This is a genomic window from Pseudomonas sp. Pme6b (assembly GCF_058129925.1).
Window position 1 is genome coordinate 5,076,190 of the sequence record NZ_CM176704.1, and the last position, 21,131, is coordinate 5,097,320.

Sequence of the window (21,131 nt, forward strand, 5' to 3'; positions counted from 1 at the left end):
TGGAAATCCCAATGGAAAATATTCCGCTTTTCTCGGCCATCAAAGCTAACGCTGGACTTGATTTCGCCACGCCGCTGAAGGCCGTGCTAGACAGCCACTGGTACGTTTTAGGCAATGAAGTAAAGCTGTTCGAAGAAGAATTCGCTGCCTACGTAGGCGTGCAACATTGCATCAGCGTGGCGAACGGCTCTGATGCACTGGAACTTGCCCTCAAGGGTCTGGGCGTTGACGTGGGTGACCATGTTGTCGCCGTAGCAAACGCCGGCTTCTACGGCAGCACCGCTATTCATGCAGTTGGCGCGACTCCTGTGTATGCGGATGTCGATCCAGCAACGTTGACTCTGTGCAAAAACTCTCTGGAAGCAGTGATTGCCAAGGAAAAGCCGGCGGCTATTATTGTCACGCACTTGTACGGCCAACTGGCAAACATTGAAGAGATTGTTAAGATCGCCTCTGCCGCCGGTATTCCTGTTCTTGAAGACTGCGCACAATCCCATGGCGCGCGACGCAATGGTAAGCAGGCTGGTAGCTTCGGCACAATTGCTTGCTTCAGCTTCTACCCGACTAAAAACCTGGGTGCTCTCGGTGACGGCGGCGCAGTGGTTACCGGTGATGACGCTCTTGCAGCACGCATTCGGCAGCTTCGCCAGTACGGCTGGGACCAGAAGTATCGCATTGCCATCCCAGGCGGTCGCAACAGCCGGCTCGACGAGATGCAAGCCGCAATTCTGCGCATCAAGTTGCCGCATCTGGATACTTGGAACGAGCAGCGTCGCTCGATCGCCAAGCGCTACAATGAAGCCTTCGCCGGGCTCGATATTGAACTTCCAGCCTCAGTATCGGAAGACTACGTTGCACATCTTTATGTGATTCGCGCGAAAAATCGGACTGCTCTGGCTGCTGCGCTCAAAGAGAAGTCCGTCAGCACTGATATCCACTATCCGATTGCCGACCATAAGCAGCCGGCTTACTCGGTGGTTCCGTCCGTGGCTCTGGACGTAACCGAGCGTACATGCGATACCGTCATCTCCCTGCCCTGCTTCCCTGGCCTGACCGATGAAGAAGTCAATCGCGTCATCGCTGCGGTCACTGCGCACTTTTCCAAGGAGATATGATTTTGCTGACGTTGGTCATTCCCGTCTATCGTAATGAGAGCAATCTGCCCGACTTGCTCGTTGCTGTGACGGCGCTTGATAAGCAGCTAGGACACGATCTGGAGGTCGTGTTCGTTGTGGACGGCAGCCCTGATCGCTGTTACGAAATACTCAGGGAACAACTGCCGTCACAATCGTTCAAGTCCAAGCTGATCCTGCTGTCCAGAAACTTTGGATCATTCATGGCGATCCGTACGGGTTTGCAGCATGGCACTGGCGACCGTTTTGCGGTAATGGCTGCAGATCTTCAGGAGCCGCCAGAACTGGTTCTGGAAATGAACACGGTACTGATGCGCGGCGATATCGACGTTGTGGTTGGTGTACGTGAAGGTCGTCAGGACCCATGGGCAACACGTACGGCGTCAAAGATTTTCTGGGGCTTTTATCGTCGCTATGTCATTCCTGAAATCCCGCCAGGCGGCGTCGATATGTTCGCCTGCAACAAGGCTTTTCGGGATACTCTGCTGACCCTTGAAGAGCGTCACAGCTCTCTCATCGCACAGATATTCTGGATGGGCTATCGCCGCGAGGTAGTCACTTATACCCGACAGGAACGGGTCCACGGTACTTCTGCGTGGACATTGCGTAAAAAAGTCAATTACCTGATGGACAGCGTATTCTCCTTCACGGATATGCCTATTCGTATATTGACCCGCGTCGGCGCGTTCGGCTCTACATTTGCGGCACTGTTCGGTGTATTCACACTGATCGCCAAGCTTGAAGGCAGGATTGAAGTACCCGGCTACGCAATGATCATGCTGGCCATTACCTTCCTCGGCTGTTTAAACCTGCTGGGATTGGGAATCGTCGGCTCTTATGCATGGCGCACATACGAAAATACAAAGAATAGACCCTTGGCTATCCCGATGCGGATCGAGGGATTTGGAGAAACACATGAGCAGCGGTAAGGATTTCTTTGTTCACAGCCACGCGCTGTGCGAGTCCGAGAATATCGGGAAAGATTCGCGAGTGTGGGCGTTCGCGCATATCCTGCCAGGCGCAAGCCTTGGTAGTGAGTGCAACGTCTGTGACAACGTTTTCATTGAGAACGACGTTATCATCGGCGATCGGGTGACGTTGAAATGCGGCGTACAGGTATGGGACGGCATCACCATTGAAGACGATGTCTTCATCGGCCCTAACGCCACATTTACCAATGACCTGTTCCCACGCAGCAAGGTCTATCCACAGAGTTTCGCCCGAACCATCATCAGAAAAGGTGCCTCACTGGGCGCTAACTGCACGATTCTTCCGGGTATCACCATCGGCATCAACGCCATGGTCGGTGCAGGCGCTGTAGTAACACGCTCTGTACCACCCAATGCGATAGTCGTGGGCAATCCGGCCAAGATCATTGGTTACGTGGACGCCAAACCTGTCAATGCCAGTAGCGAAACACGTCCGGAAAAAGTCGCGCCAGGCGTAACTGCCACGTCGGTGAAAAACGTTACCCTGCACACCATGAATGAAGTGGCAGATATTCGCGGTAGTCTGTCGGCGGGCGAATTCGAGCGATCGGTGCCCTTCAAGTCCGAGCGTTACTTTCTTGTGTACGATGTGCCGACTGCCGAGACCCGAGGCGAGCACGCGCACCGTCTCTGTCACCAGTTTCTGGTTGCCGTAAAGGGCTCTGTTCATGTTGTAGCGGATGATGGTGTCAATCGTGAAGAGTTTATTCTCGACAAGCCGAATCAGGGCATCCACCTGCCGCCGATGACATGGGGTATTCAGTATCGCTACTCTCAGGATGCTGTGCTGTTAGTATTTGCTTCACATTACTATGATGCAGGGGACTACATTCGTAATTACGAAGAATTTAAAACCCTCATCGCAAACGCTGAATAATAGCACGATGATGAATCAGGCTGTTTCAAAATTCTTAAAACAGGATTTTGCCCGATTCCTGATGTCAGGCGGTTTCAACACCGCCCTGACATACGGACTCTATCTTGTTCTGTTAATGTTCCTATCCTACAACATAAGCTATACGATTTCTTATGTGTCTGGAATATTACTAGCCTACATTATGAATCGTTTTTTTGTGTTCAAGAGCCATCAGGGACTGCGTTCAGTCATTCTATTGCCGCTTATATACGCTTTCCAGTATTGCTTGAGCCTGGCCATACTTTGGTGCTGGGTCGAACAACTTAAACTGGATGCAAGGTTGGCACCATTGGCAGCGATAGCACTGACACTTCCCGTTACGTTTATCCTTTCAAAACTTGCCTTTTCAGCCGGACCCGCGTCACGATAGTGCAAGTCTTCTAAACGTAGATCCCACACACTCTGTATTTCACCTTGAAGAGCGTGCAACCCCATAAAACCTTGATGCGTCTACACTACTGCCAATGCCCAAGGGAGAAGCACCAACTGCTTTGGATTGGCCGTTCAGGATTCGAGATGTGCAAAAAAGTTGGCTCGTTTATAAACCCATACTCCAACCCCTATATCTCTAAGGAAAAACCATGTACAAAACCCTTACGGCCATCTGTTTTCTTACCCTTCTATCAGCCATCATCTCTGGGTGTGATAAGAAATCAGATAATGCATCAAGCTCGCCAAATGCCAAAGTCACTCACTATTCATTCGACAAATGCAATATTGATTCGATCGCGGGAAAAACAGGGGCGAGCATCTACGTCAATCGAGAAGTGGTTGAATTTAATGGGTGGGCTTTCGACCCATTAAAAAATGAAGCCCCCAAAGAAATCAGGCTCCGCCTGACGGGCTACAAAGGCGCTCCCGACACGTTCAAAGACCCGATCATTATTGATCGTCCCGATTTGGTAAAGGCATTCAAAAACGATAAACTTCTGAAGTCCGGATTCTCATTCAAAGCAGACCTGTCTTCATTTGAATCAGGCGGCTACAGCGTGGTTTTAGAAATACCAGGAGAAAACTCGTCTAGCCTATGTCAATCTAAAGTCTTGCTAGTCATCAAATAACCAGAAAGCACTTCGCCTCCTTACGACAGCTATACCTTCAAGGCCGAAAACTATGGACAATGCAACAAAAGAGCGAACCCTAAACAGCTTTATGCTGCTATTGATATCGGCTACTTTTGTCGTGGGGAATTTTCTGTGGCAGGGCCATGATGGATTTAACCTTTGGGATGAAGGGTACCTGTGGTACGGCGCTCAACAGATCATCAAAGGAGAAGTACCAGTTCGAGATTTCATGGCCTATGACCCAGGTCGCTACTACTGGTCCGCGGGATTCTTTGCGCTTATGGGTGACACAGGCATCGTAGCCCTGCGTGCAGCCGTTGCAGTGTTTCAACTGCTAGGTGTCTATGCAGGGCTCTGGACAATTTCCATCGCGCTAAGATCTAACACGACAAGAAGACTTGCTTATCTGTGCATCGCGGCTATCACACTCATGGCCTGGATGTATCCGCGGCATAAGATCATTGACATGTCCCTCTCGATGATCATAGTCGCCAGCCTAACTTATCTGCTGTTGAGTCCTTACACAAAACGTTATTTTTTTCTCGGCGCCATCGTCGGCCTCGCTGCCGTGTTCGGCCGTAACCACGGTGTGTATGCCGCTGTGGCAAGTCTGATAGCCATGGGTTGGCTGGCAATTAAATCACCGACGCCCGAGAACCGCTTGACTGGCGCTGCGGCTTGGGCCGCGGGTGTAGTAGTTGGCTATCTTCCCGTATTAGCCATGTGCCTTTTTATACCAGGCTACTTTACAGCGTTCATCGATACGATTGTTTTCATGCTTGAGCAGGGTAATACGAACTTACCTCTTCCGATACCTTGGCCCTGGACGGTGGGTTTTGGTACTGCCGGAGTCGTCATCGAAACAAGATGGTTCCTGATCGGGCTGTGCTTCATGGGGTTGATAGTATTTGGAAGTGGTGCACTGGCGTGGGTATTCAAAGAGCGAATCAAGGGGCGCGCTGTGCCTCCAGGACTTGTGGCCGTTGCCTGCGCAACGCTGCCTTATGCTCACTATGCCTTCGCCCGAGCAGACGTGGGACATCTCGCACAGGGAATATACCCTTTACTCTTGGGTATCTTTATTACTCTAGGGACACTTCACTCAGAAACTTTAAAGTGGGCACTGGCCCTGCTTACGAGTGTCGTCAGTTTATTCATTCTTGCCGCTTGGCAACCCGGGGTCCTTGCTCGCACCCAAGACGGATGGACCTCGGTAGAGGTGTCCGGATCGAGCCTGTCCATGGACCCCAGCACGGCTGAAGCGGTACATCTTCTGAGGGATCTGACCGATCGCTATGCTCCAGCGGGCAGAAGCGTACTGGTGTTACCTTTCTGGCCGGGAGCTTATCCCTTGCTGGGGCGCGATGCGCCGCTCTGGGAAATTTACGCACTCTCGCCTCGAAGCGAGGCTTTTCAACGAGCTGAAATTCAACGCATAAAGAAGGCTGATCCCGGTTTCGCATTAGTCTTCAACATGGCGATGGATGGACGAGAAGAACTCAGATTCTCAAATTCGCATCGATGGATTGAAGAATACATTCACACCCATTTTGAAGCGGTCACGGATTCACCTAACTCGGCTTATCAGATATACAAGGCACCCGATAAAACAGAGGCTTACTGATTTACGTAAACGCCGAAACTCGTTCCGCTAGCATTAAATGGTCGTAACGGCTGAGGGAGATTGTTATCCAACCTCAAACTCTGTCCAGGCACACCGCCAGGATCAGGCTCAGATTGCCCTGCACAGTCTGCCGGTGAATTCCGGATTTTCGAAGCGTGTACACGCGCTTGAAAAAACGCTGCTTACGACCGTTTTCAAAATACTCCAGTACGTGCCGGCTTTCCTCAGTGAGTACACACTCCATGTCCTTGAGGATCGCCACATTGGCATCGTTCCACTTGGCAAATCGCCCCGAAAGCATTTTTCGAAATCGTATCAACCGTTCTCGAGTGCTCGCATTGGCCCCGATCAGGTTTCCGCGGTGTTGGCGATAGTAAAGGCAGGGGGCGGCGTCGTAGAACACTTGGCCGCCGCATCCTGTAACCAGAAGATACGTGAGCCAGTCATGGGCGATCAGGGGAGCGTGTTCAGGCAATTTGGCCAACAAACCACGGGTCGCCTGGTTGATCAGCATCGTATTGGCACCTGCCAGACTCTGAACCAAGGCATTTTTAAAAGACGGCGTTTTTTTGAACAGCGGAGAAACCCCGATGACCTTCAAGTCTGCATCGACCAGCCGGGTTCTGGAGCAGTAAAGCGCCGGTGTATCGGGCTTCAGTAGCTCAAGGTGCCCTACGCTTCTCTCTAGCTTGTCGCTGAACCAGACGTCATCCTGATCACTGAACGCGAAATAATCGGCTTTTATTTCAGAACGCTGAACCAGCGAGACAAAATTCTCTGCAAAGCCCATGCAAGGCCCGCTGAAAATGACCAGCCGCTCGCGCCCCCAGCGGGCCTGGTAGTCGGAAAGTATGCCAAGGGTGTCATCAGTCGATGCATCGTCGGAAACATAAACAACCCAGTTGCGAAAGGTCTGGGCGGAAAACGATTCAAGCTGCTCACGGAGGTACGCGGCCCCGTTGTAAGTGCACATCAATATAGCGACGCGAGGATGGCCTGACGACTCGGATAAACCTCGACGTTTTAGCGGGCTGACACCATCTGCCCTGTGTTTTTCGGTGAGCTGCGTTCTCAAGAAACCTTTCGCCTGCAAAATCCGCGCATTTTACGCCTTGTGTCGACTCCCGTCAGTCATCAAATGGTTGAATACATATCCGCTGATCCAACTTTTTAGATCACGGCCACAAAAACGGAAAAACCGGCTGGGTATGGCCACACCGGGTTTTCAGTCTAACGTGGCAAGCCGCGCAATCACCCCAATCGAAACCGCGCCGTATTGTCATTCAACGCCCGACTGCCCTGGCTCAGGGTATCCGCTGCCTGATTGACCGCTCGCGCACCTTCCAGCAAACGCCCGGCTGCCTGATCGACCTGCTGGATGTTGCTGCTGACCTCGTCGGCGGTCGATGCCTGTTCCTCCACGGCCGTCGATATTTGCGCCAGCGTATCGGTAACGCCCTGCACTGCCGTGGCGATTTCACCCAGACGAACACCCAGGCCGGTTACCGACTGCGCATCGTTGACGGCCTGTCCGCAGGCGGCTTCCATCAGGTTCACCGCCTGAGTCACGGTGGAGCGCAAGCTGTCGACCGTCCCGGCGATCTGAGCGGTCGAGGCCTGCGTGCGTTGCGACAGACTGCGCACTTCATCGGCAACCACCGCGAACCCGCGCCCTTGCTCACCTGCCCGCGCCGCTTCGATCGCCGCGTTGAGCGCCAGCAGGTTAGTCTGCTCGGCGATACCGCGAATGGCGTCCACCACCGATTGAATCTGTTGGCCCTGCTCGCTGACCCGGCCCAGGGCGGCGGCGGTTTCGGTCAGACGCTGATTGAGCTGCTGGATGCTATCGGTGGTGCGCTGGCTGTCCTGGCTGCTTTGCTCGGCAATACGCCGGGTATGCCTTGCGCTTTCAGATGCCTGCTCACAGCTTCTGGCCACACCTTGAGAAGTAGCGGCCAGCTCGGTTGCTGCCGCAGCGATCTGGCTGATCTGCTGTTGCTGGTCTTCGACCTCGGTCAGCGTACCACTGGACTGAGCATTCAGCGTCAGCACTGCATCGCCGACGCGTACGGTCTCCTGATTGACGCCCAGCAGGCTGGTACGCAGCTGCACAACCGCAACATTGAGCGCCCTGCTGATAGCGGCAAGCTCGTCACGCCCCTGCACAGCCACTTCGACACACAGATTGCCGTCACGCATGGATTCAGCCAGCGTGGTAATGCCGCTGGCGCTGTTACGAATCGAGGATTGCAGGCAGGCGAACAGATAGATAGCCATGATCACCAGAACACAGAAGATCACCGCCATCGGGATGAACTCCATATTGGAGGTTTCATGGTAGTAATCGAGGCGACCATTGAGCGCATCAAGCGACTGCCTGCGCAGATCCGCCGTGCTGCCGGTCAAGGTGTCGATGCTCTTTTCAAACTCTTCCGGCTTGAGCTTGATGCTGCCGCCAAAAACCCCGTCATCAATGACCTTCAGTTCGGTTTCCAGCACCTGTTTGACCGCAGCGTACTTGTCGGCCCAAGGCTGCAACTGTTCGGGGAGCTTGGATAACAGCAGGCTGGCAGCCTTCTGCATCTGATCCTTGGAATCATCGATACGACCGCGCAGATCGCGCATCTGCAAGCGGCTCTGCAGGCTGAACTGACCCGATGCCACTGACGTCTGCCCCACACTCGACAGGCGGCCGATACGCTCGATCAGATTCGGTACTTGCTGGGTGGAAAGCTGCATGAGCATGTAGGTTTCAAGCCAGGGGTCGAGAATCAACCCGCTGTCCATTGCGATTTGCTCGCGCAGCGCCTGAACCAGGTTCAGCACCGTCGTGAAGCGCTCGTAACCATCGGGCCACCAGCCCACCGTACGCAATGACGCAGTGTCCAGACCGGTAACAGCCGCCTGAAGCGCCTTGAAACGGTTAATCGTGTCGGCAGGCGCGTTTTCGCGCTTCAATGCGGCATCAACGCCTTCCAGGGCTTTGCTGATACGCGGGATGCCTGCATCGACGTTGGCCATCGCAGCTTTCGCAGCCGGGGTCGGTTCACGCAGAATGTCGGCAGCTTTCCAGCGTGCGGCATGGTCGCGCTGGGCAGCCAGTTCAATATTCAGATCATCAAGTGCCAGCAACTGACGCACGCCCGATTGCTCGCCGGAAATGACATCGAGCTTGTTGCTGTACTCCTTGGTGATGACCCATGCGCTGCCCGCCAGCGGCAACATGAACAGCAGGAACAAGACCTGAAACTTGCGAGCGAAACCAAAATGTCCCATCAGGCGCATGCCTGGTGACAGAAGACTGTTCATGTCCTGCGACTCCCCGTGAACACCTGCCGGATCTGAGCAAACAGAGGCGATGCTTTTTTTTAAAAAACGCTAACAGCAAAATGCCATGTTCTTGTTTCAATGGCGATACGTGTCGCCTCACATTGGTACGAAAAGCACGGCCGATGATGGGTTTTCGTACCATATGGCGCAGCAATTGACGTACCGCCGACACTGAAGCAAGAACCGGACCGTACACGAGGCTGGAAAGGCTCTTTCAGGGCAGCAAAATATTCATCCCTAACAGAGCACTGGAAACGTAAACTTCGGCAAACCGATTGACCCCGTCTTAGCGGTCCCCTCGTCAAGGAGGTCTTGCCATGACCACACCGCCCGCCTCACCGCGTATCGTCGCGCAACCGTCCAGGCCTCAACTGAGCGCCGGTCAGAAGAAATTCAACACGTTGATGGAAAAGCTCGAAACCAGGCGCAAACTTCTGCAGCAATGGCTTGTTATTTCAACAACCTGCGAAAAGCTCTGGGTCGAAGAGCTGGTCCCGATGCTCAGCGAGCAGGCCGAAAACGAAATTACCAAGCTGCGCCTGCTCGACGTGGCCTTCGATCAGTTCCGTCTGAGCAAGAAAGACAGAGCCACGTTGCTGGAAATCATCTGTGTCATGACGATGTCGCTCATGGGCGGCGAACACGATGAAGAACTGAAGCAGCTCTACCTCAAATACACCGGCAGCGATTACGACGAGGATGAGCGCCTGCAAAACCAGCTGTTCAAGTCCTCGCTGGAAGAAGAGCTGGGCGTGGAACTGGGAGACGATGTCGACCTGAACTCCATAGATGATGTGACCCAGCACATTGAAGAGAAACTGCGCGAGCAGGCCGAACAGGCGCAAAGCACCCAACAGCCGAAGAAGCCCACTGCCAGCGAAATACGCCGTGAACAGGAAGAGGCGGAAGGCAGCCAGTCATTGCGCGAAATCTACCGCAAACTGGCCAGCGCCTTGCACCCGGACCGCGAGCAGGATGCCGATGAGCGCGAGCGGAAAACGGCGCTCATGCAACGGGTCAACGAAGCGTACGAAAATGACAACCTGCTGGCGCTGCTGCAAATGCAAATGGAGATCGAGCAGATCGACCAGACGCATATCGACAACATCACCGACAAACGCCTGAAGCACTTCAACCGTATCCTGAGCGAACAACTCAGAGAGCTGGAAGACGAGATCCACGACCGCAAAATGCTGATCCGGGAACAATTCCTGATGGACCCCTATGAGGACATCCGACCCAAGACGGTCAATGCAAAATGTGTGAAGCAGCTCAAGGCCATACGTGAACACCTCGACGACGCACAGGATGAACTGGACGCACTGACTGACCCGAAAAGCCTTAAAGCCTGGCTCAGGGATCAGCGCGACATGGCAGAGATGCTGGAGCGGGTAGAAGAATTCGATGATATGGAGCTGATGGACACCCTGTTCCGGTAAAAGCCCGAAAAACCTGCCTTGCGCGAGGGCAGCCAGCTAACCGGTTGATCGCACGCAATTATTTTTCACAACAACGCTTGACACATATGCGTTCTCCGAGAATAATGCGCGCCACTTGGCTACATAGCTCAGTTGGTTAGAGCATAGCATTCATAATGCTGGGGTCCGGGGTTCAAGTCCCTGTGTAGCCACCAAGTACCGATCCATAGATGTCCACAGCAGTCTATGAATCACCCCAAGAAGCCCGCCCAGTGCGGGCTTTCTTGTGTCTGGCTGTCCACCCCTGTCTACCCTTATCCTTCCCAGCCGTGTATGCCCACGTGTATGCTTCAATATTAATTGAACTGAGGCATACATGGATGAAACGCGCAGATATTAAACGCCGCCCTCTCGCAGACACCACCCTTGCAGGCCTTGAGCCTGAGGCTGGCGCGTATAGAGAGCTGGATAGCTCTGGTCTCTACTTTAGGGTCAAGCCAAATGGTCAAAAGTCATGGGAGCTGCGCTACAAAAAACCGGATGGCAAATGGTCGTGGCTTGGACTAGGGGGATACCCCGAAGTCAGCGGTGCCCTCGCACGCCAGAAGGCGAGCGAGCTCCGAGCAGATGCATCCGAAGGGAAGAATCCCATCGTCTCAAAAAAAGCCCGCAAGGCTGCTGATGTTGAAGCCGCGAACGACACCTTCGAGGCTATGGCACGAGAGTGGCACGCATCCAGAATGAGTAGCTGGGATGCAGGAACAGCGAAAAGAGTCATGGGCGCATTGGAGCGCCACGTTTTTCCATCTTTCGGTAAAAGACCTTTCATCTCGATTATGTCGATGGAATGGATGGATCTGCTGAGAGGTCTCGAGAAGCAAGGGATTCTTGAGCAGATGAGCAGGGTCAGGGCTTATTGCAAAGACGTCTATGACCTGGCTCGTGTGACAGGCAGAGCCGTGAACAACCCATTGGAAGGTGTTCACAAATTTCTGTCTTCTGGTAAAGCTGAAAACTACGCCCACGTTTCGCCTGATGAGCTTCCCGCCCTGCTCAGGGCAATAAGCTCATATCCTCATGCAAAGGACGTTCAACTTGGCCTACAGCTTCTGACGTTACTTGCCGTTCGACCTAGCGAGCTTCGCGAAGCGACGTGGTCCGAGTTCGACTTAACCAAAAAACTATGGACAGTTCCGATTGAGCGAAAAGGTCGCAAAAAGGGACGTGAGCATCTGGTCCCACTGAGTCGTCAGGCAATCGACGCGCTCAAGCAACTTTACGTAATCACCGGGTCATACACTCTTCTATTTCCTGGCCGAAGCGACCGCACCAAACCCCGAAGCGATACTGTCTTCCTGATGGCCTTAAGACGTCTTGGGTACGAAGGCCGACAGACCGGACACGGCTTCCGACATATCGCAAGCACGATCCTCAATGAGCACGGATTTCCCGCAGATCATGTGGAGTCTCAACTGAGCCACAAGGCGCCTGGCGTACGAGGCGTTTACAACAAAGCTCAATACCTGGAGCAACGGGCTGTAATGATGCAGTGGTACGCCGACCATCTTGATGAGCTCGCGGCGGGTAATGTTGTTCAGGGACAATTCGGGAAAGCAGTATGATTGGCCACACCCGTGCCCGTCTCAAAACCGGTGTAACTCGTGTTTCAGGTGTAACGAAAGACCATAACCATCTGAATTTATTGAATTTATTTAGAGTTACACGTATCGCATCAGAGTTACGCCCGGTGTGTAACGTAGCTGAATCGTGTAACACGACCGGGACCCCTTTGCCGCTGGTGGCCTGCCGCTTCCTGAGTCGCACAGAGCGTGCTGCACGCTGGCTTAACTGCGCAAATAAAGGGCGTGGGATATGGACGTAGGTTCAGGTCTCATGGTGTTAGACCATGTTCAAAAACTAGATGCCCTGCCAAAACCAACGGCGAGTCTGATCAGGTATCTATCTGCTCAGCCACTTTACAGCCTTTGCGATGAGCAGATTATCGATGCCTGCAACTTGATTGATAAATGCTGCCGAAGAATTCAAACAGATGAGTTCGATAGCGACCTGGACACCTTGTGTATCCGCACAACCAAGCATGAAGAACAAATTTTCCAGTACGCTTCGACTGATGCGTCCTCCCGTGTAGCCCACTGGGTTCGTCATTTCACCGGGTGCGATTCCGCCACAGATAACCAAGCTCACGCGGCCTATGTAATGGCCTGCGCTGCAAAGGCACTTGAAGCTCTAAGTGAATGGATGCGCTCAGCCGAGCAAGATGCCTTCCCTCCGGCATGCAAGGTGCCGGACTGGCCGTGGGAGTTCTACTGCGAGTACGTGTCATCGCAAGCGAGCCCAGACGAACGGATCAACGCCCTTGATCTGTATACGCTATTCCTTGAGCCGATCACGAACCTGGCGAGCTTACGCAACGACGAGCTAACTCCCGCAGTAGCTGAGGCCATCAAGGCGGCGACTCGGCGAAAAGGGGGAGTACTCAGCGGTAAAGATCGGAAAATCGAAATGAGTCAGCGTGATAAAGCTATCGTGAACTACGCGCTTGGATTGCTGAAAAATGGCATGTCGCGTCGCTATGTCACCACAACCGTGCACCGTTGGTTTGAGAGAGAAGTTACCAAGCCGGAAAGCGATCGTCCTGATTGGGCCACTCTCGAAATGTCGAAACCGCTGACACGTAAAAGGATTGAAGAGATTCTCAAGCAACACAACCTCCTGTAGCCAGAATTTCAAATGGAAGTGAACTGCCCGCTAAAATCCCTCGCCTAGATCATTGCTCTCGTCAGTCCAAACCTATCGAGAGCTGTCCCTATGAGTACCTCTGCAACCGAGTTCTCTCGCGAAACACCTGCCAACGCTCCGCTGCTGTTCGACGCTGCCTCAACCTTGATTCGCATGCGCGAGGTAGAGGGAATTGTGGGCATGAAGCGCTCAACCATTTACAAGCTCATGCAGCAGCCCGGCTCCTGCTTTCCACAGCCCGTCAAGCTCAGCGACAGCACATCAAGGGGCGCACCTGTCGCCTGGGTGCTTTCCGAAGTCCAGGCATGGGCGCGCGGCCGCATCGCTGCTCGCGACCAGGTGGCCGCATGAACAATCGCATCCCAAAAGGTGACGGACCTTTCATCGACTCCTACAGCATCGGGTTCCAGCTCTACAGGCCGGACGAGCTCAACTGGAAAAGTCGCACCATTGCGGGCGTCAGCTGGAATGGCCTGGAGCAAGAAGCGATCTTTTTCAATGCAGACGGCCTGGCTCTTCCTCTCAGACCCAACCCTTGGAATGTGCCCGAGTGGATTCGCAAGCATGCGATCCGCCGCGAGTTCGCCAGCGTGCATGGGACTGGCCATTTCGCGATGAAGGAAGGTCGCCGTAGGGCATTGCGAACGGTCGGCCTCAATGACTGGGTGACTTACTGGCTGGTCGACCAGTCTGGCGGCTTCGCCAATGAGTCGAAGTTTTGGCAGGACTACGTGGCCACCGATCTCGCCACCGAACAGGCCAACAGCGAAAAGCTGCACAGCGAAATGCGTCTGCAAGACGACCGGGCGACTTACATCGAACAGAGCATTGCCGAGCGTCGTGACTACCTGACGGTCATGCACCGCCGCCGATGTAACGAAGATCGAAAAATTCTCGCCTGGCTGAAAGGCGAAGTCCCCGCTCCGCTGTTTTGATACCGAAGTAAAGGTGGCTTGAGCCCTCCCCGCCCCAATCTGCTCGCCCCGATCTGGAGCCAGAACACCGGGCTATCACGTCGCAGGTTCGGCGCACGCACAAATGAAAACGCCTCCGGGGGCAACCGGAGGCGTTGAGGTAAATCTACATGCACGTCAAATGTATTTCGCATCGAGCGCGAGTGCAAGTCGCTCAAACAGTTGCACATCCCAAAACCGGACGTTATTCTCTGGCCGTCGCTGCAAAATCAGCGACCGGGTTTGACGGCCCGATGAACAATAGGCGCACAGGCGCCCCCATTACGATTGCAGGCGCTTTTTTTGTGCCCGCTTTCCTGTTTTATGGCGGCTGTGTGTGGGAGACCTTCGGGTCTGCCGGGTTCCTATTGTCCCGGTCCGTCAACCTACACACAGCTGCCACCCTAATTCGTTTGACGGCGAACCGTGGCAGCTCCTCAACAATAGGAGTTTTGCCAGATGCCCAGTCTCAATCCGTTCAAAAATCGCGCCGCTGCCCATCGCGCAATGGCTCTCGCCGCTTTACACGCCAATTCCAGCCTCGCTACACGCCTTGCCCGCTACAACGCTCACATGACCAAAGCACGCGCTCTGGAAACCGCAGGGGGTGCCCAATGAACAATGCCCTGAGTTTCTCCCTGCCCGAAGACCTGCTCTGTGTTAACCCAGCAGCCGACGCTGGTATTCCCATCGACGCCATCACCTGCGCCGTCGACCGGGCCAGCTCGGTGCTGTTGCTGCTAGAAGATCAGTTTGAAAACGACGGGCCGAGCTTGGCCAACCACGTCATCGCCGCCGCCCTCTGGGACGTGCGCGGCACGCTGGGTTTGATACGCACTCTGGCGCTTCATGCGGACGATCTGGGCCGCAAGCCTGCGCAAGGCGGTGCCTTGTGAGCGCTTTCCAAGGCAACACCGCAGGCCACACCACCTTTGCCAAATGCAACTCACAAAATCAGGCACTGTTCAGCGTCAATGCGGGTATTTCGTGCGAAGAGGCACTGGAACATGCCTCCCTGCTGACTGACTGCATCAACAAACTCACGCTCCAAGCCGGGATGAACGACGACAGCAGCGCTGCATGGGCTGCCCATTACCTGGGCGATATGGTCAAGGCCATCATTGATGACGTGACCACCAGCCTGCAGTTCCCGACGGAGGATCGCCCATGAGCGCCTCCGGCACGAAAAAGCGCCCTTCGTTCGCACAGGTAAAGACTGCCGCACTGCGCAACATCGATAAGGTCCTTGCTCACTGGCTGCCCAACGGGAAGCGAGTAGACGGCGGCAAGGAGTACACCGCAGCAAACCCCACTCGCGCAGACAAGCGTGCGGGCTCTCTGAAAATCAGTATTAGCAAAGGCACCTGGTCTGACTTCGCAACAGGCGACAAGGGCGGCGATTTGATCGACCTGGTGCGTTACATCGACGGCGGCACTGACGTCGAGGCCTGTAACAAACTGGCGGATTTGCTTGGCGTAACCGCTGACTCCGCGCCGACCAAGCCCGAACCGGCCAAAAGCAAAGCCCCCGACTGGATCGCCATTCAGCCGATCCCGACTGAGGCGATGAACAAGTGCCCGGTTAAACATCGGCAGCACGGCACTCCGTCCAAGGTCTGGATTTACCGCGATGATCAGGGCCAGCCGCTCATGGCGTTGTACCGGTTTGACCTGGCCCCCGATGAAGACGATAAACCGAAGAAAGTGTTTGCGCCGCTGACCTGGTGCAAACGCAGCGACGGCGAAACGACCCAATGGCGCTGGCAAGGGCTGCCCGAACCTCGACCGCTTTTGCGTCGGGATGAACTGGCGCTGCGCGCCGATGCGCCGGTGGTCTTGTGCGAGGGCGAAAAAGCCGCAGATGCAGCTGCTGATTTGATGCCGAACTACGTGGCCACCTGCTGGCCGAACGGTTCCAACTCTTGGCACAAAGCCGACCTGACACCCCTCAAGGGTCGCGACGTGCTGTTGTGGCCGGACAACGACGCCAGCGGCACAGCCTGCATGGACGCTGTCGCCACCAAGCTGCGCGAAATAGGCGCAGGCTCAGTCCGGGTCATGGCGCTGGAGGTATTCAAGCGCAAACCTACGATGAAAAACGAACGCGCCGCTTTCGCCAAAGGTGGCCAATGGGACGACGGCGATGATGCCGCCGATGCCGCTGGCAAAGACTGGACAGCCGCCCATTTCGCCGAGTTGGAGCGCAGTGGCGAGCTGTTTGGAGCGGAAGAGAAAACACCAGCAGCAGAGGAGCCCGAACACACTCCGAAAGCGAAGGCAAAGCCAGCGGCCAAGCGCCCTGCGAAATCAAAAAACGACCTTATGCCCGGTGGCTTTCGCCTGACACCCGAAGGTGTGTTTTACGCAGGCGACGACGGCGAAGCGCGCCCGGTGTGTTCGCCTCTGGAAATCCTCGCCCGGACCCGAGACGACAAAGGCCACAACTGGGGCTTGCTCGTGGAGTTCGACGATCCCGACGGAGCCAAGAAACGCTGGAACATTCCGGCGCGCACCATGACCGGCGATTTTGGCAAGGACGTACTCGGCCCGTTGGTGGACATGGGCCTGCGCCTGGCTGGCAGTCGATCAGGCCGCAATGCACGTAACGACCTGCAGAGTTACCTCGGCGGTTTCGACAGCGCGCAACGGGCTCGACTGGTCACTCGCTTGGGCTGGCACGACAGCGCCTTTCTCCTGCCGGAACAACAGGTCGGCGTACACAGCGAACACCTGCACTTCTACGAGGCCGGTTCTCAGCTTCCGCCGATCAGCGAGGCGGGCACGCTTGAGCAATGGCAAGAGCAGATCGGCGCATTGTGCATCGGAAACCATCGTCTGGCATTTGTGGTCGGCGTGGCCCTCGCTGGCCCGCTGCTGCACATGCTGGGTCATGAGTCGGGCGGCTTTCACTTGTACGGTGACAGCTCGGGCGGCAAGACCACACACCTGCAGGTCGCTGCATCGATCTACGGCGGACCGCGCCTGGTACGTTCCTGGCGCTCGACCGACAACGCACTCGAATCCATCGCCGCTGCGCACTCGGACGGGCTTCTGGTACTGGATGAGATCGGCATGTGCGATCCGCGCATCATCGGCGAGACGGTTTACATGCTCGGCAATGGCACTGGCAAGGCACGGGCTAATGATCGAGGCCAGGCCGGTCGGCAGGTACAGGAGTGGCGTTTGCTGTTCCTCTCCACTGGCGAGAAGACGCTGGCCCAGCACATGGCCGAAGCGAACAAGGAGCTGAAAGCGGGCATGGAAGTACGCATGCTCGCCGTTCCCGCCGATGCCAGCAAAGGCTTGGGCATGTTCGATACCCTGAACGGTTTCGATGATGCAGCAGCGCTGTCCGACGCACTCAAAGCACGAGTCGCGAAATACTACGGCACACCGCTCACCGCCTTTCTCACAGCGCTGTGTGAGCCCGACAAACGCCACGCTTGGTCCGCCATCCTGCGCCGCACGCTGGAAGGCTTTATCGCCCAATCGTTACCCGCGTCGGCCAGCGGACAAGCTCACCGTGCCGCCGCTCGCTTTGGCCTCGCCGCCGCAGCGGGTGAGCTGGCCACCGCGATGGGGATAACTGGCTGGCCCGACGGCACAGCCACCACCGCTGCTCGGGTGTGCCTCAATGCATGGATGAACGAGCGTGGCGGCGTCGGTAACTTCGAAGGTGACGCAATCGTGTCGCGACTGCGCCAGGTCATCGAGCGGTTCGGCGAGAGCCGATTTACCCGCTGGGAATCGGCAGCGGCAAAGATCGATGAACACGGTCCGCGCACCATCGACCGGCTGGGCTTTCGCAAGACGATGGAACACGGTCTGGGCGACGCCCTGCACACCACCAACACGTATTACGTGCTGCCCGAGTCCTGGCGCTCGGAGATCTTCCGGGGCATGAACATCAATGCGGTGAACAAGGAGCTGCTGCAGCGCGGTGTCATTGAGCCGGGGAACGACGGCAAGGCATCGAGTCTGGTGCGCTTGCCCGGGCTGGGCACGCAACGTTGCTACATCGTGAAGACGATTCCGGGATTGGCTGAAAGCGAGGCTCGGGCTGCCTGAGTGCATCCCCGCTGATCGAGGTAGCGCCGGCTGATTCCCGGCCTCGCCAGCCACACAACCAACTCCCTATCGAATTGAACAGAGACCAGACACATGAACGAGATCCAAGAACTGAAAGACCGCCGCGATCAACTGCTGAAAGAGGCTGATCAGTTGCATACCCAGATGCTGCCTTTTGAAGCAGCGCTGGAAAATGAGCAGTCCATTGAGCCTGCCCAGGAGCGCGAACTGCGCGACAAGTACAACGAGCTGAAAACGCGTTTCGATGCGCGCAAGCACAATGCGGACCTGTTGGATCGGAAGATCAATCGCCGCGAGACCCTTATCAACAGCCATTCCTTGATGGCGGGTTACATCGAGGCCATGAACACCTGGAAAGCCGATGAGCAGGAGCTGAATGAAAAACGTCAGAGCCTCAGCACCCGTCTTGAACAGATCAAACAACAGGCCGTAGAGGACATGGCCAAAGCCCGGCAGGCCGAAACGAACGCCGCGACTGCGTATGCACAGGCCGTCGCATGGGGCGACACCGAAGGCGAAAAGACCGCCAACGCCGATGCGCAAAAAGCCGCAAAAAACCTGGCAACCGCTGCCGAACATGATCGTCGACAAGGCCTGATTCTATCCGCGCTGGAGCAGGAGCTGCTCACCGTGGATCGATACATCGCCGAAGCACAGGAAAAGCACAGAGGCATAGAGCGCGACGCCCTGTGGCTTTCTCAAACAGTGCTGGAAGAGAAATGGAACGAAGCCGCTAAGGCACTCTTCGATGTGGGCGGAAGGCTGTGGGCAAATTACAACCTGCTCGGCCTTGATCAAGTGAGCCTGTTGAAACTGGCGGTTCCGCAGGAAGGCGAAACTGTCGGGAACTGGACGTGGCATGAACTATCCGGCCGAGCGCGCAACTACGGCGCGCAGGATCTGCTTCAGCTCAACAATATCTCGACACATCAACAGGTTGCACTCGTGAGCCAACTGGAGTAACGAACAGATGAAAGCAGTGAACAACACGGCGCTGATGTCGTCGAGGTATGGCTGAAGAAATAAAGCCGCTTCACCTGAAAAAGGGCCCAGACGGGCCCTTTTTGATGTCGACGCTTTACTGGAAATACAAAATATTCCTTGCCCATCGCATCAAGATAATGCTCCACAGGATGTGCGGCTCTCTACCTATCTAGTCACAGTTTGCTCTCGGCCATTAGCGGATGCTCGGATCAGTCTGGCTTCATCTGAATACGTCGTTCGTCACAAAGGCACAAGGCTCCCCGGCGCCGTTGATGGGATGCATGGGGCAGATCACAACCCCTCATCTGCCTTCAAATGATCGAATCTTCGCCAGCGCACGGCTGATTGGAGGGTTTTCCATGCTTATCGGAATAAAGACATCGTCGTCAGGCTGAATAGCCGAAATCTCCTGGTCGTTTTCGTCGATCTCCCAGGCATGCATGACAACAACCCCAGAAGTTATCAAATGGCTAACGAGCTTACCCTTGGCATTCACCGTAGCAACATGACACTTCTTATGCACTTCGTAATCCTTCAAAAATCTTTCAATATTTCCAGAAGAACTCGGCGTCATGGTATGTAGCCTAGACAGTGCAGTTTGGATTTTTGAAGCCCCATCACAAAATCGTTCAAGATTACTTGTAACAGCCACGCGATAATGCGCAGGGTTCTGACTGTCAATACCCCGTATCAATGCGATGCGCAAGGTATTGTTGGAATCTTTGTCTCCGATAGTTTTTGCGATATTCTCAAATATCTTATGTCCGATAGCGGCATTTTCGAAGCCGAATATCAGCACTGGAACTTCGCCTTCGCATGTCTGAAAGCCTAAACCCCTCCAGCCGGCTTGACTCCACAGGCTTTCTTGGATTATAGAAACAACTTTAAGCTCTCTATGCTTCATTGTTGAAAACTGAAACGGATGTTTTGGACGCTCCTCAGGCTCATCAGATTTAGAGGGCCAGTCCATAGGTTCTATATTGTGGTGCTCATGCCAAGTTACGCGCCGAGTTGGCTTGTAAAATTCTAAGGCGTCATCCTGATGAGACTCGATGCCAAGTACAGCATTACGCCCCATAAAATAGCTGTCCAATCCAATATTACAATTGAAGATAACTGATCGCTCCAAGGCCTTGTCTTTCCGCAGCATCTCTTCGATTTTCGACCAGCTTATTTGAGGGCAAATAATGGACACAAAGTGAAGGCAAAACTCACTGTAAAATTGCCTGATCGTATCTCGTTGTTCATCGGTCAAACTGGCAATGCTGAACGGTGAACAGAGGATCTCAGCAGAGGTCACCTGCGCAGCGGTGTCGAAGCTGTGCTGCAGTATGAAGCCATCCTCATCTTCCAATAAGATATCAATGTTCACGGCGGGTACTGTAGCCGTTGCATGATCTGCCATCATCGGTGCGCAGAAGCTCTCCAGCACAGCAAGCAATTGCTGCGCTAACTCAATGCATGGAGACTTTACCGGGAAGGACACAGACACCTTACAACCCAGGATACAGGAGCTTATGGTTGTCCAGCGATCCAGATAAAGGTCGAGCGGGGCCACCGGAGCGCCCATATCGATACTGCGCCACATGTTCATGAGGTGAAAATCAATTGGCTCACCCTCAGGCCCCGCTTTATCTTCATGGCCTAAGCATACCAATAGCGCATCTGCGCTGAGCCCTAGATCCAACTGATTCAGCTTGTCCGGCAGCCAGGCTATTTTTTCAACGTCTGAAAAATTAGCATTGAGAAATAGCTGACCAATCAGAACCTCATAATTCATTTTCTGATTTTCTGTCCACAGCTTTTCATCCACCGCTTGAGAGACAAGTTGAGATAAGTGGTACCAAGTCAAAGACTGACTCACACGACCT

18 protein-coding genes, 1 tRNA gene and 1 pseudogene are annotated in these 21,131 nt (G+C 54.7%); 17 read left to right on the plus strand and 3 right to left on the minus strand.

The window, feature by feature from the left end:
• Positions 1-11: 11 nt before the first annotated feature.
• The 6 genes from AC4ANE_RS23045 to AC4ANE_RS23070 all read left to right on the plus strand — a co-directional run bounded on the left by AC4ANE_RS23045 (position 12) and on the right by AC4ANE_RS23070 (position 5,726).
• Positions 12-1,115, plus strand: coding sequence for a DegT/DnrJ/EryC1/StrS family aminotransferase (locus AC4ANE_RS23045; RefSeq protein WP_031596082.1), 1,104 nt, complete (start codon positions 12-14; stop codon positions 1,113-1,115).
• Positions 1,112-2,062 carry a glycosyltransferase family 2 protein gene (locus tag AC4ANE_RS23050; RefSeq protein WP_002552123.1) on the plus strand — a complete coding sequence of 317 codons (951 nt, stop codon included), beginning with the start codon at positions 1,112-1,114 and terminating at the stop codon, positions 2,060-2,062. Before AC4ANE_RS23045 ends, AC4ANE_RS23050 begins: the two co-directional genes overlap by 4 nt.
• Positions 2,049-2,999, plus strand: coding sequence for a WxcM-like domain-containing protein (locus AC4ANE_RS23055; RefSeq protein WP_002552122.1), 951 nt, complete (start codon positions 2,049-2,051; stop codon positions 2,997-2,999). The genes AC4ANE_RS23050 and AC4ANE_RS23055 overlap by 14 nt, the downstream gene beginning before the upstream one ends.
• Positions 3,000-3,006: 7 nt before the next feature.
• Complete coding sequence (locus AC4ANE_RS23060) at positions 3,007-3,408, plus strand: GtrA family protein (RefSeq protein ID WP_003365666.1); 402 nt, start codon at positions 3,007-3,009, stop codon at positions 3,406-3,408.
• Between the two features lie 211 nt (positions 3,409-3,619).
• Positions 3,620-4,099, plus strand: a complete 480-nt coding sequence (locus AC4ANE_RS23065; RefSeq protein WP_002552121.1) for a hypothetical protein — start codon at positions 3,620-3,622, stop codon at positions 4,097-4,099.
• Between the two features lie 52 nt (positions 4,100-4,151).
• Positions 4,152-5,726, plus strand: coding sequence for a membrane protein (locus AC4ANE_RS23070; protein ID WP_002552120.1), 1,575 nt, complete (start codon positions 4,152-4,154; stop codon positions 5,724-5,726).
• A gap of 73 nt (positions 5,727-5,799) precedes the next feature.
• Here the strand turns inward: AC4ANE_RS23070 and AC4ANE_RS23075 are convergent, their stop codons facing one another.
• Positions 5,800-6,801, minus strand: coding sequence for a glycosyltransferase family 2 protein (locus AC4ANE_RS23075; protein WP_002552119.1), 1,002 nt, complete (start codon positions 6,799-6,801; stop codon positions 5,800-5,802).
• 176 nt (positions 6,802-6,977) lie between these two features.
• Positions 6,978-9,035: a methyl-accepting chemotaxis protein gene (locus AC4ANE_RS23080; RefSeq protein WP_002552118.1), complete on the minus strand. Its 2,058-nt coding sequence runs from the start codon at positions 9,033-9,035 to the stop codon at positions 6,978-6,980.
• A gap of 338 nt (positions 9,036-9,373) precedes the next feature.
• On the opposite strand from AC4ANE_RS23080, the gene AC4ANE_RS23085 reads away from it, so the two are divergent.
• The 11 genes and pseudogenes from AC4ANE_RS23085 to AC4ANE_RS23135 all read left to right on the plus strand — a co-directional run bounded on the left by AC4ANE_RS23085 (position 9,374) and on the right by AC4ANE_RS23135 (position 19,239).
• A complete protein-coding gene (locus AC4ANE_RS23085) occupies positions 9,374-10,495 on the plus strand; it encodes a J domain-containing protein (protein ID WP_002552117.1) in 1,122 nt (373 codons plus the stop codon).
• A gap of 117 nt (positions 10,496-10,612) precedes the next feature.
• A tRNA-Met gene (locus tag AC4ANE_RS23090) sits at positions 10,613-10,689 on the plus strand.
• A 165-nt stretch (positions 10,690-10,854) separates the two neighbouring features.
• The gene (locus tag AC4ANE_RS23095; RefSeq protein WP_005771380.1) at positions 10,855-12,096 is read left to right on the plus strand and encodes a tyrosine-type recombinase/integrase; all 1,242 of its coding nucleotides are present in this window, start codon (positions 10,855-10,857) and stop codon (positions 12,094-12,096) included.
• 271 nt (positions 12,097-12,367) lie between these two features.
• On the plus strand, positions 12,368-13,213 hold the full coding sequence (locus AC4ANE_RS23100; protein ID WP_031598275.1) for a hypothetical protein: 846 nt from the start codon (positions 12,368-12,370) through the stop codon (positions 13,211-13,213).
• Between the two features lie 90 nt (positions 13,214-13,303).
• The gene (locus AC4ANE_RS23105; protein ID WP_002552114.1) at positions 13,304-13,585 is read left to right on the plus strand and encodes a helix-turn-helix transcriptional regulator; all 282 of its coding nucleotides are present in this window, start codon (positions 13,304-13,306) and stop codon (positions 13,583-13,585) included.
• A pseudogene (locus AC4ANE_RS23110) lies at positions 13,582-14,191 on the plus strand (hypothetical protein). Before AC4ANE_RS23105 ends, AC4ANE_RS23110 begins: the two are co-directional and overlap by 4 nt.
• Positions 14,192-14,646: 455 nt before the next feature.
• Positions 14,647-14,805, plus strand: coding sequence for a hypothetical protein (locus AC4ANE_RS23115; protein ID WP_002552112.1), 159 nt, complete (start codon positions 14,647-14,649; stop codon positions 14,803-14,805).
• Complete coding sequence (locus tag AC4ANE_RS23120; protein ID WP_057442812.1) at positions 14,802-15,083, plus strand: hypothetical protein; 282 nt, start codon at positions 14,802-14,804, stop codon at positions 15,081-15,083. Before AC4ANE_RS23115 ends, AC4ANE_RS23120 begins: the two co-directional genes overlap by 4 nt.
• A complete protein-coding gene (locus AC4ANE_RS23125; protein WP_002552111.1) occupies positions 15,080-15,358 on the plus strand; it encodes a DUF3077 domain-containing protein in 279 nt (92 codons plus the stop codon). Before AC4ANE_RS23120 ends, AC4ANE_RS23125 begins: the two co-directional genes overlap by 4 nt.
• Complete coding sequence (locus AC4ANE_RS23130; RefSeq protein WP_002552110.1) at positions 15,355-18,255, plus strand: DUF927 domain-containing protein; 2,901 nt, start codon at positions 15,355-15,357, stop codon at positions 18,253-18,255. Before AC4ANE_RS23125 ends, AC4ANE_RS23130 begins: the two co-directional genes overlap by 4 nt.
• Positions 18,256-18,348: 93 nt before the next feature.
• Entirely contained in the window at positions 18,349-19,239 is an 891-nt protein-coding gene (locus AC4ANE_RS23135; protein WP_002552109.1) for a hypothetical protein, read from the plus strand.
• A gap of 322 nt (positions 19,240-19,561) precedes the next feature.
• On the opposite strand, the gene AC4ANE_RS23140 is transcribed toward AC4ANE_RS23135, so the two are convergent.
• Complete coding sequence (locus AC4ANE_RS23140; RefSeq protein WP_460408541.1) at positions 19,562-21,124, minus strand: hypothetical protein; 1,563 nt, start codon at positions 21,122-21,124, stop codon at positions 19,562-19,564.
• Positions 21,125-21,131 lie beyond the last annotated feature (7 nt).

Excerpts from the sequence above, each read along its gene's own strand:
- AC4ANE_RS23080 (WP_002552118.1), bottom strand. The coding sequence starts at position 9,035 with ATGAACAGTCTTCTGTCACCAGGCATGCGCCTGATGGGACATTTTGGT.
- AC4ANE_RS23070 (WP_002552120.1), top strand. The coding sequence starts at position 4,152 with ATGGACAATGCAACAAAAGAGCGAACCCTAAACAGCTTTATGCTGCTA.
- AC4ANE_RS23060 (WP_003365666.1), top strand. The coding sequence starts at position 3,007 with ATGATGAATCAGGCTGTTTCAAAATTCTTAAAACAGGATTTTGCCCGA.
- AC4ANE_RS23105 (WP_002552114.1), top strand. The coding sequence starts at position 13,304 with ATGAGTACCTCTGCAACCGAGTTCTCTCGCGAAACACCTGCCAACGCT.
- AC4ANE_RS23130 (WP_002552110.1), top strand. The coding sequence starts at position 15,355 with ATGAGCGCCTCCGGCACGAAAAAGCGCCCTTCGTTCGCACAGGTAAAG.
- AC4ANE_RS23120 (WP_057442812.1), top strand. The coding sequence starts at position 14,802 with ATGAACAATGCCCTGAGTTTCTCCCTGCCCGAAGACCTGCTCTGTGTT.
- AC4ANE_RS23085 (WP_002552117.1), top strand. The coding sequence starts at position 9,374 with ATGACCACACCGCCCGCCTCACCGCGTATCGTCGCGCAACCGTCCAGG.
- AC4ANE_RS23050 (WP_002552123.1), top strand. The coding sequence starts at position 1,112 with ATGATTTTGCTGACGTTGGTCATTCCCGTCTATCGTAATGAGAGCAAT.
- AC4ANE_RS23135 (WP_002552109.1), top strand. The coding sequence starts at position 18,349 with ATGAACGAGATCCAAGAACTGAAAGACCGCCGCGATCAACTGCTGAAA.
- AC4ANE_RS23065 (WP_002552121.1), top strand. The coding sequence starts at position 3,620 with ATGTACAAAACCCTTACGGCCATCTGTTTTCTTACCCTTCTATCAGCC.
- AC4ANE_RS23115 (WP_002552112.1), top strand. The coding sequence starts at position 14,647 with ATGCCCAGTCTCAATCCGTTCAAAAATCGCGCCGCTGCCCATCGCGCA.
- AC4ANE_RS23045 (WP_031596082.1), top strand. The coding sequence starts at position 12 with ATGGAAAATATTCCGCTTTTCTCGGCCATCAAAGCTAACGCTGGACTT.
- AC4ANE_RS23055 (WP_002552122.1), top strand. The coding sequence starts at position 2,049 with ATGAGCAGCGGTAAGGATTTCTTTGTTCACAGCCACGCGCTGTGCGAG.
- AC4ANE_RS23100 (WP_031598275.1), top strand. The coding sequence starts at position 12,368 with ATGGTGTTAGACCATGTTCAAAAACTAGATGCCCTGCCAAAACCAACG.
- AC4ANE_RS23095 (WP_005771380.1), top strand. The coding sequence starts at position 10,855 with ATGAAACGCGCAGATATTAAACGCCGCCCTCTCGCAGACACCACCCTT.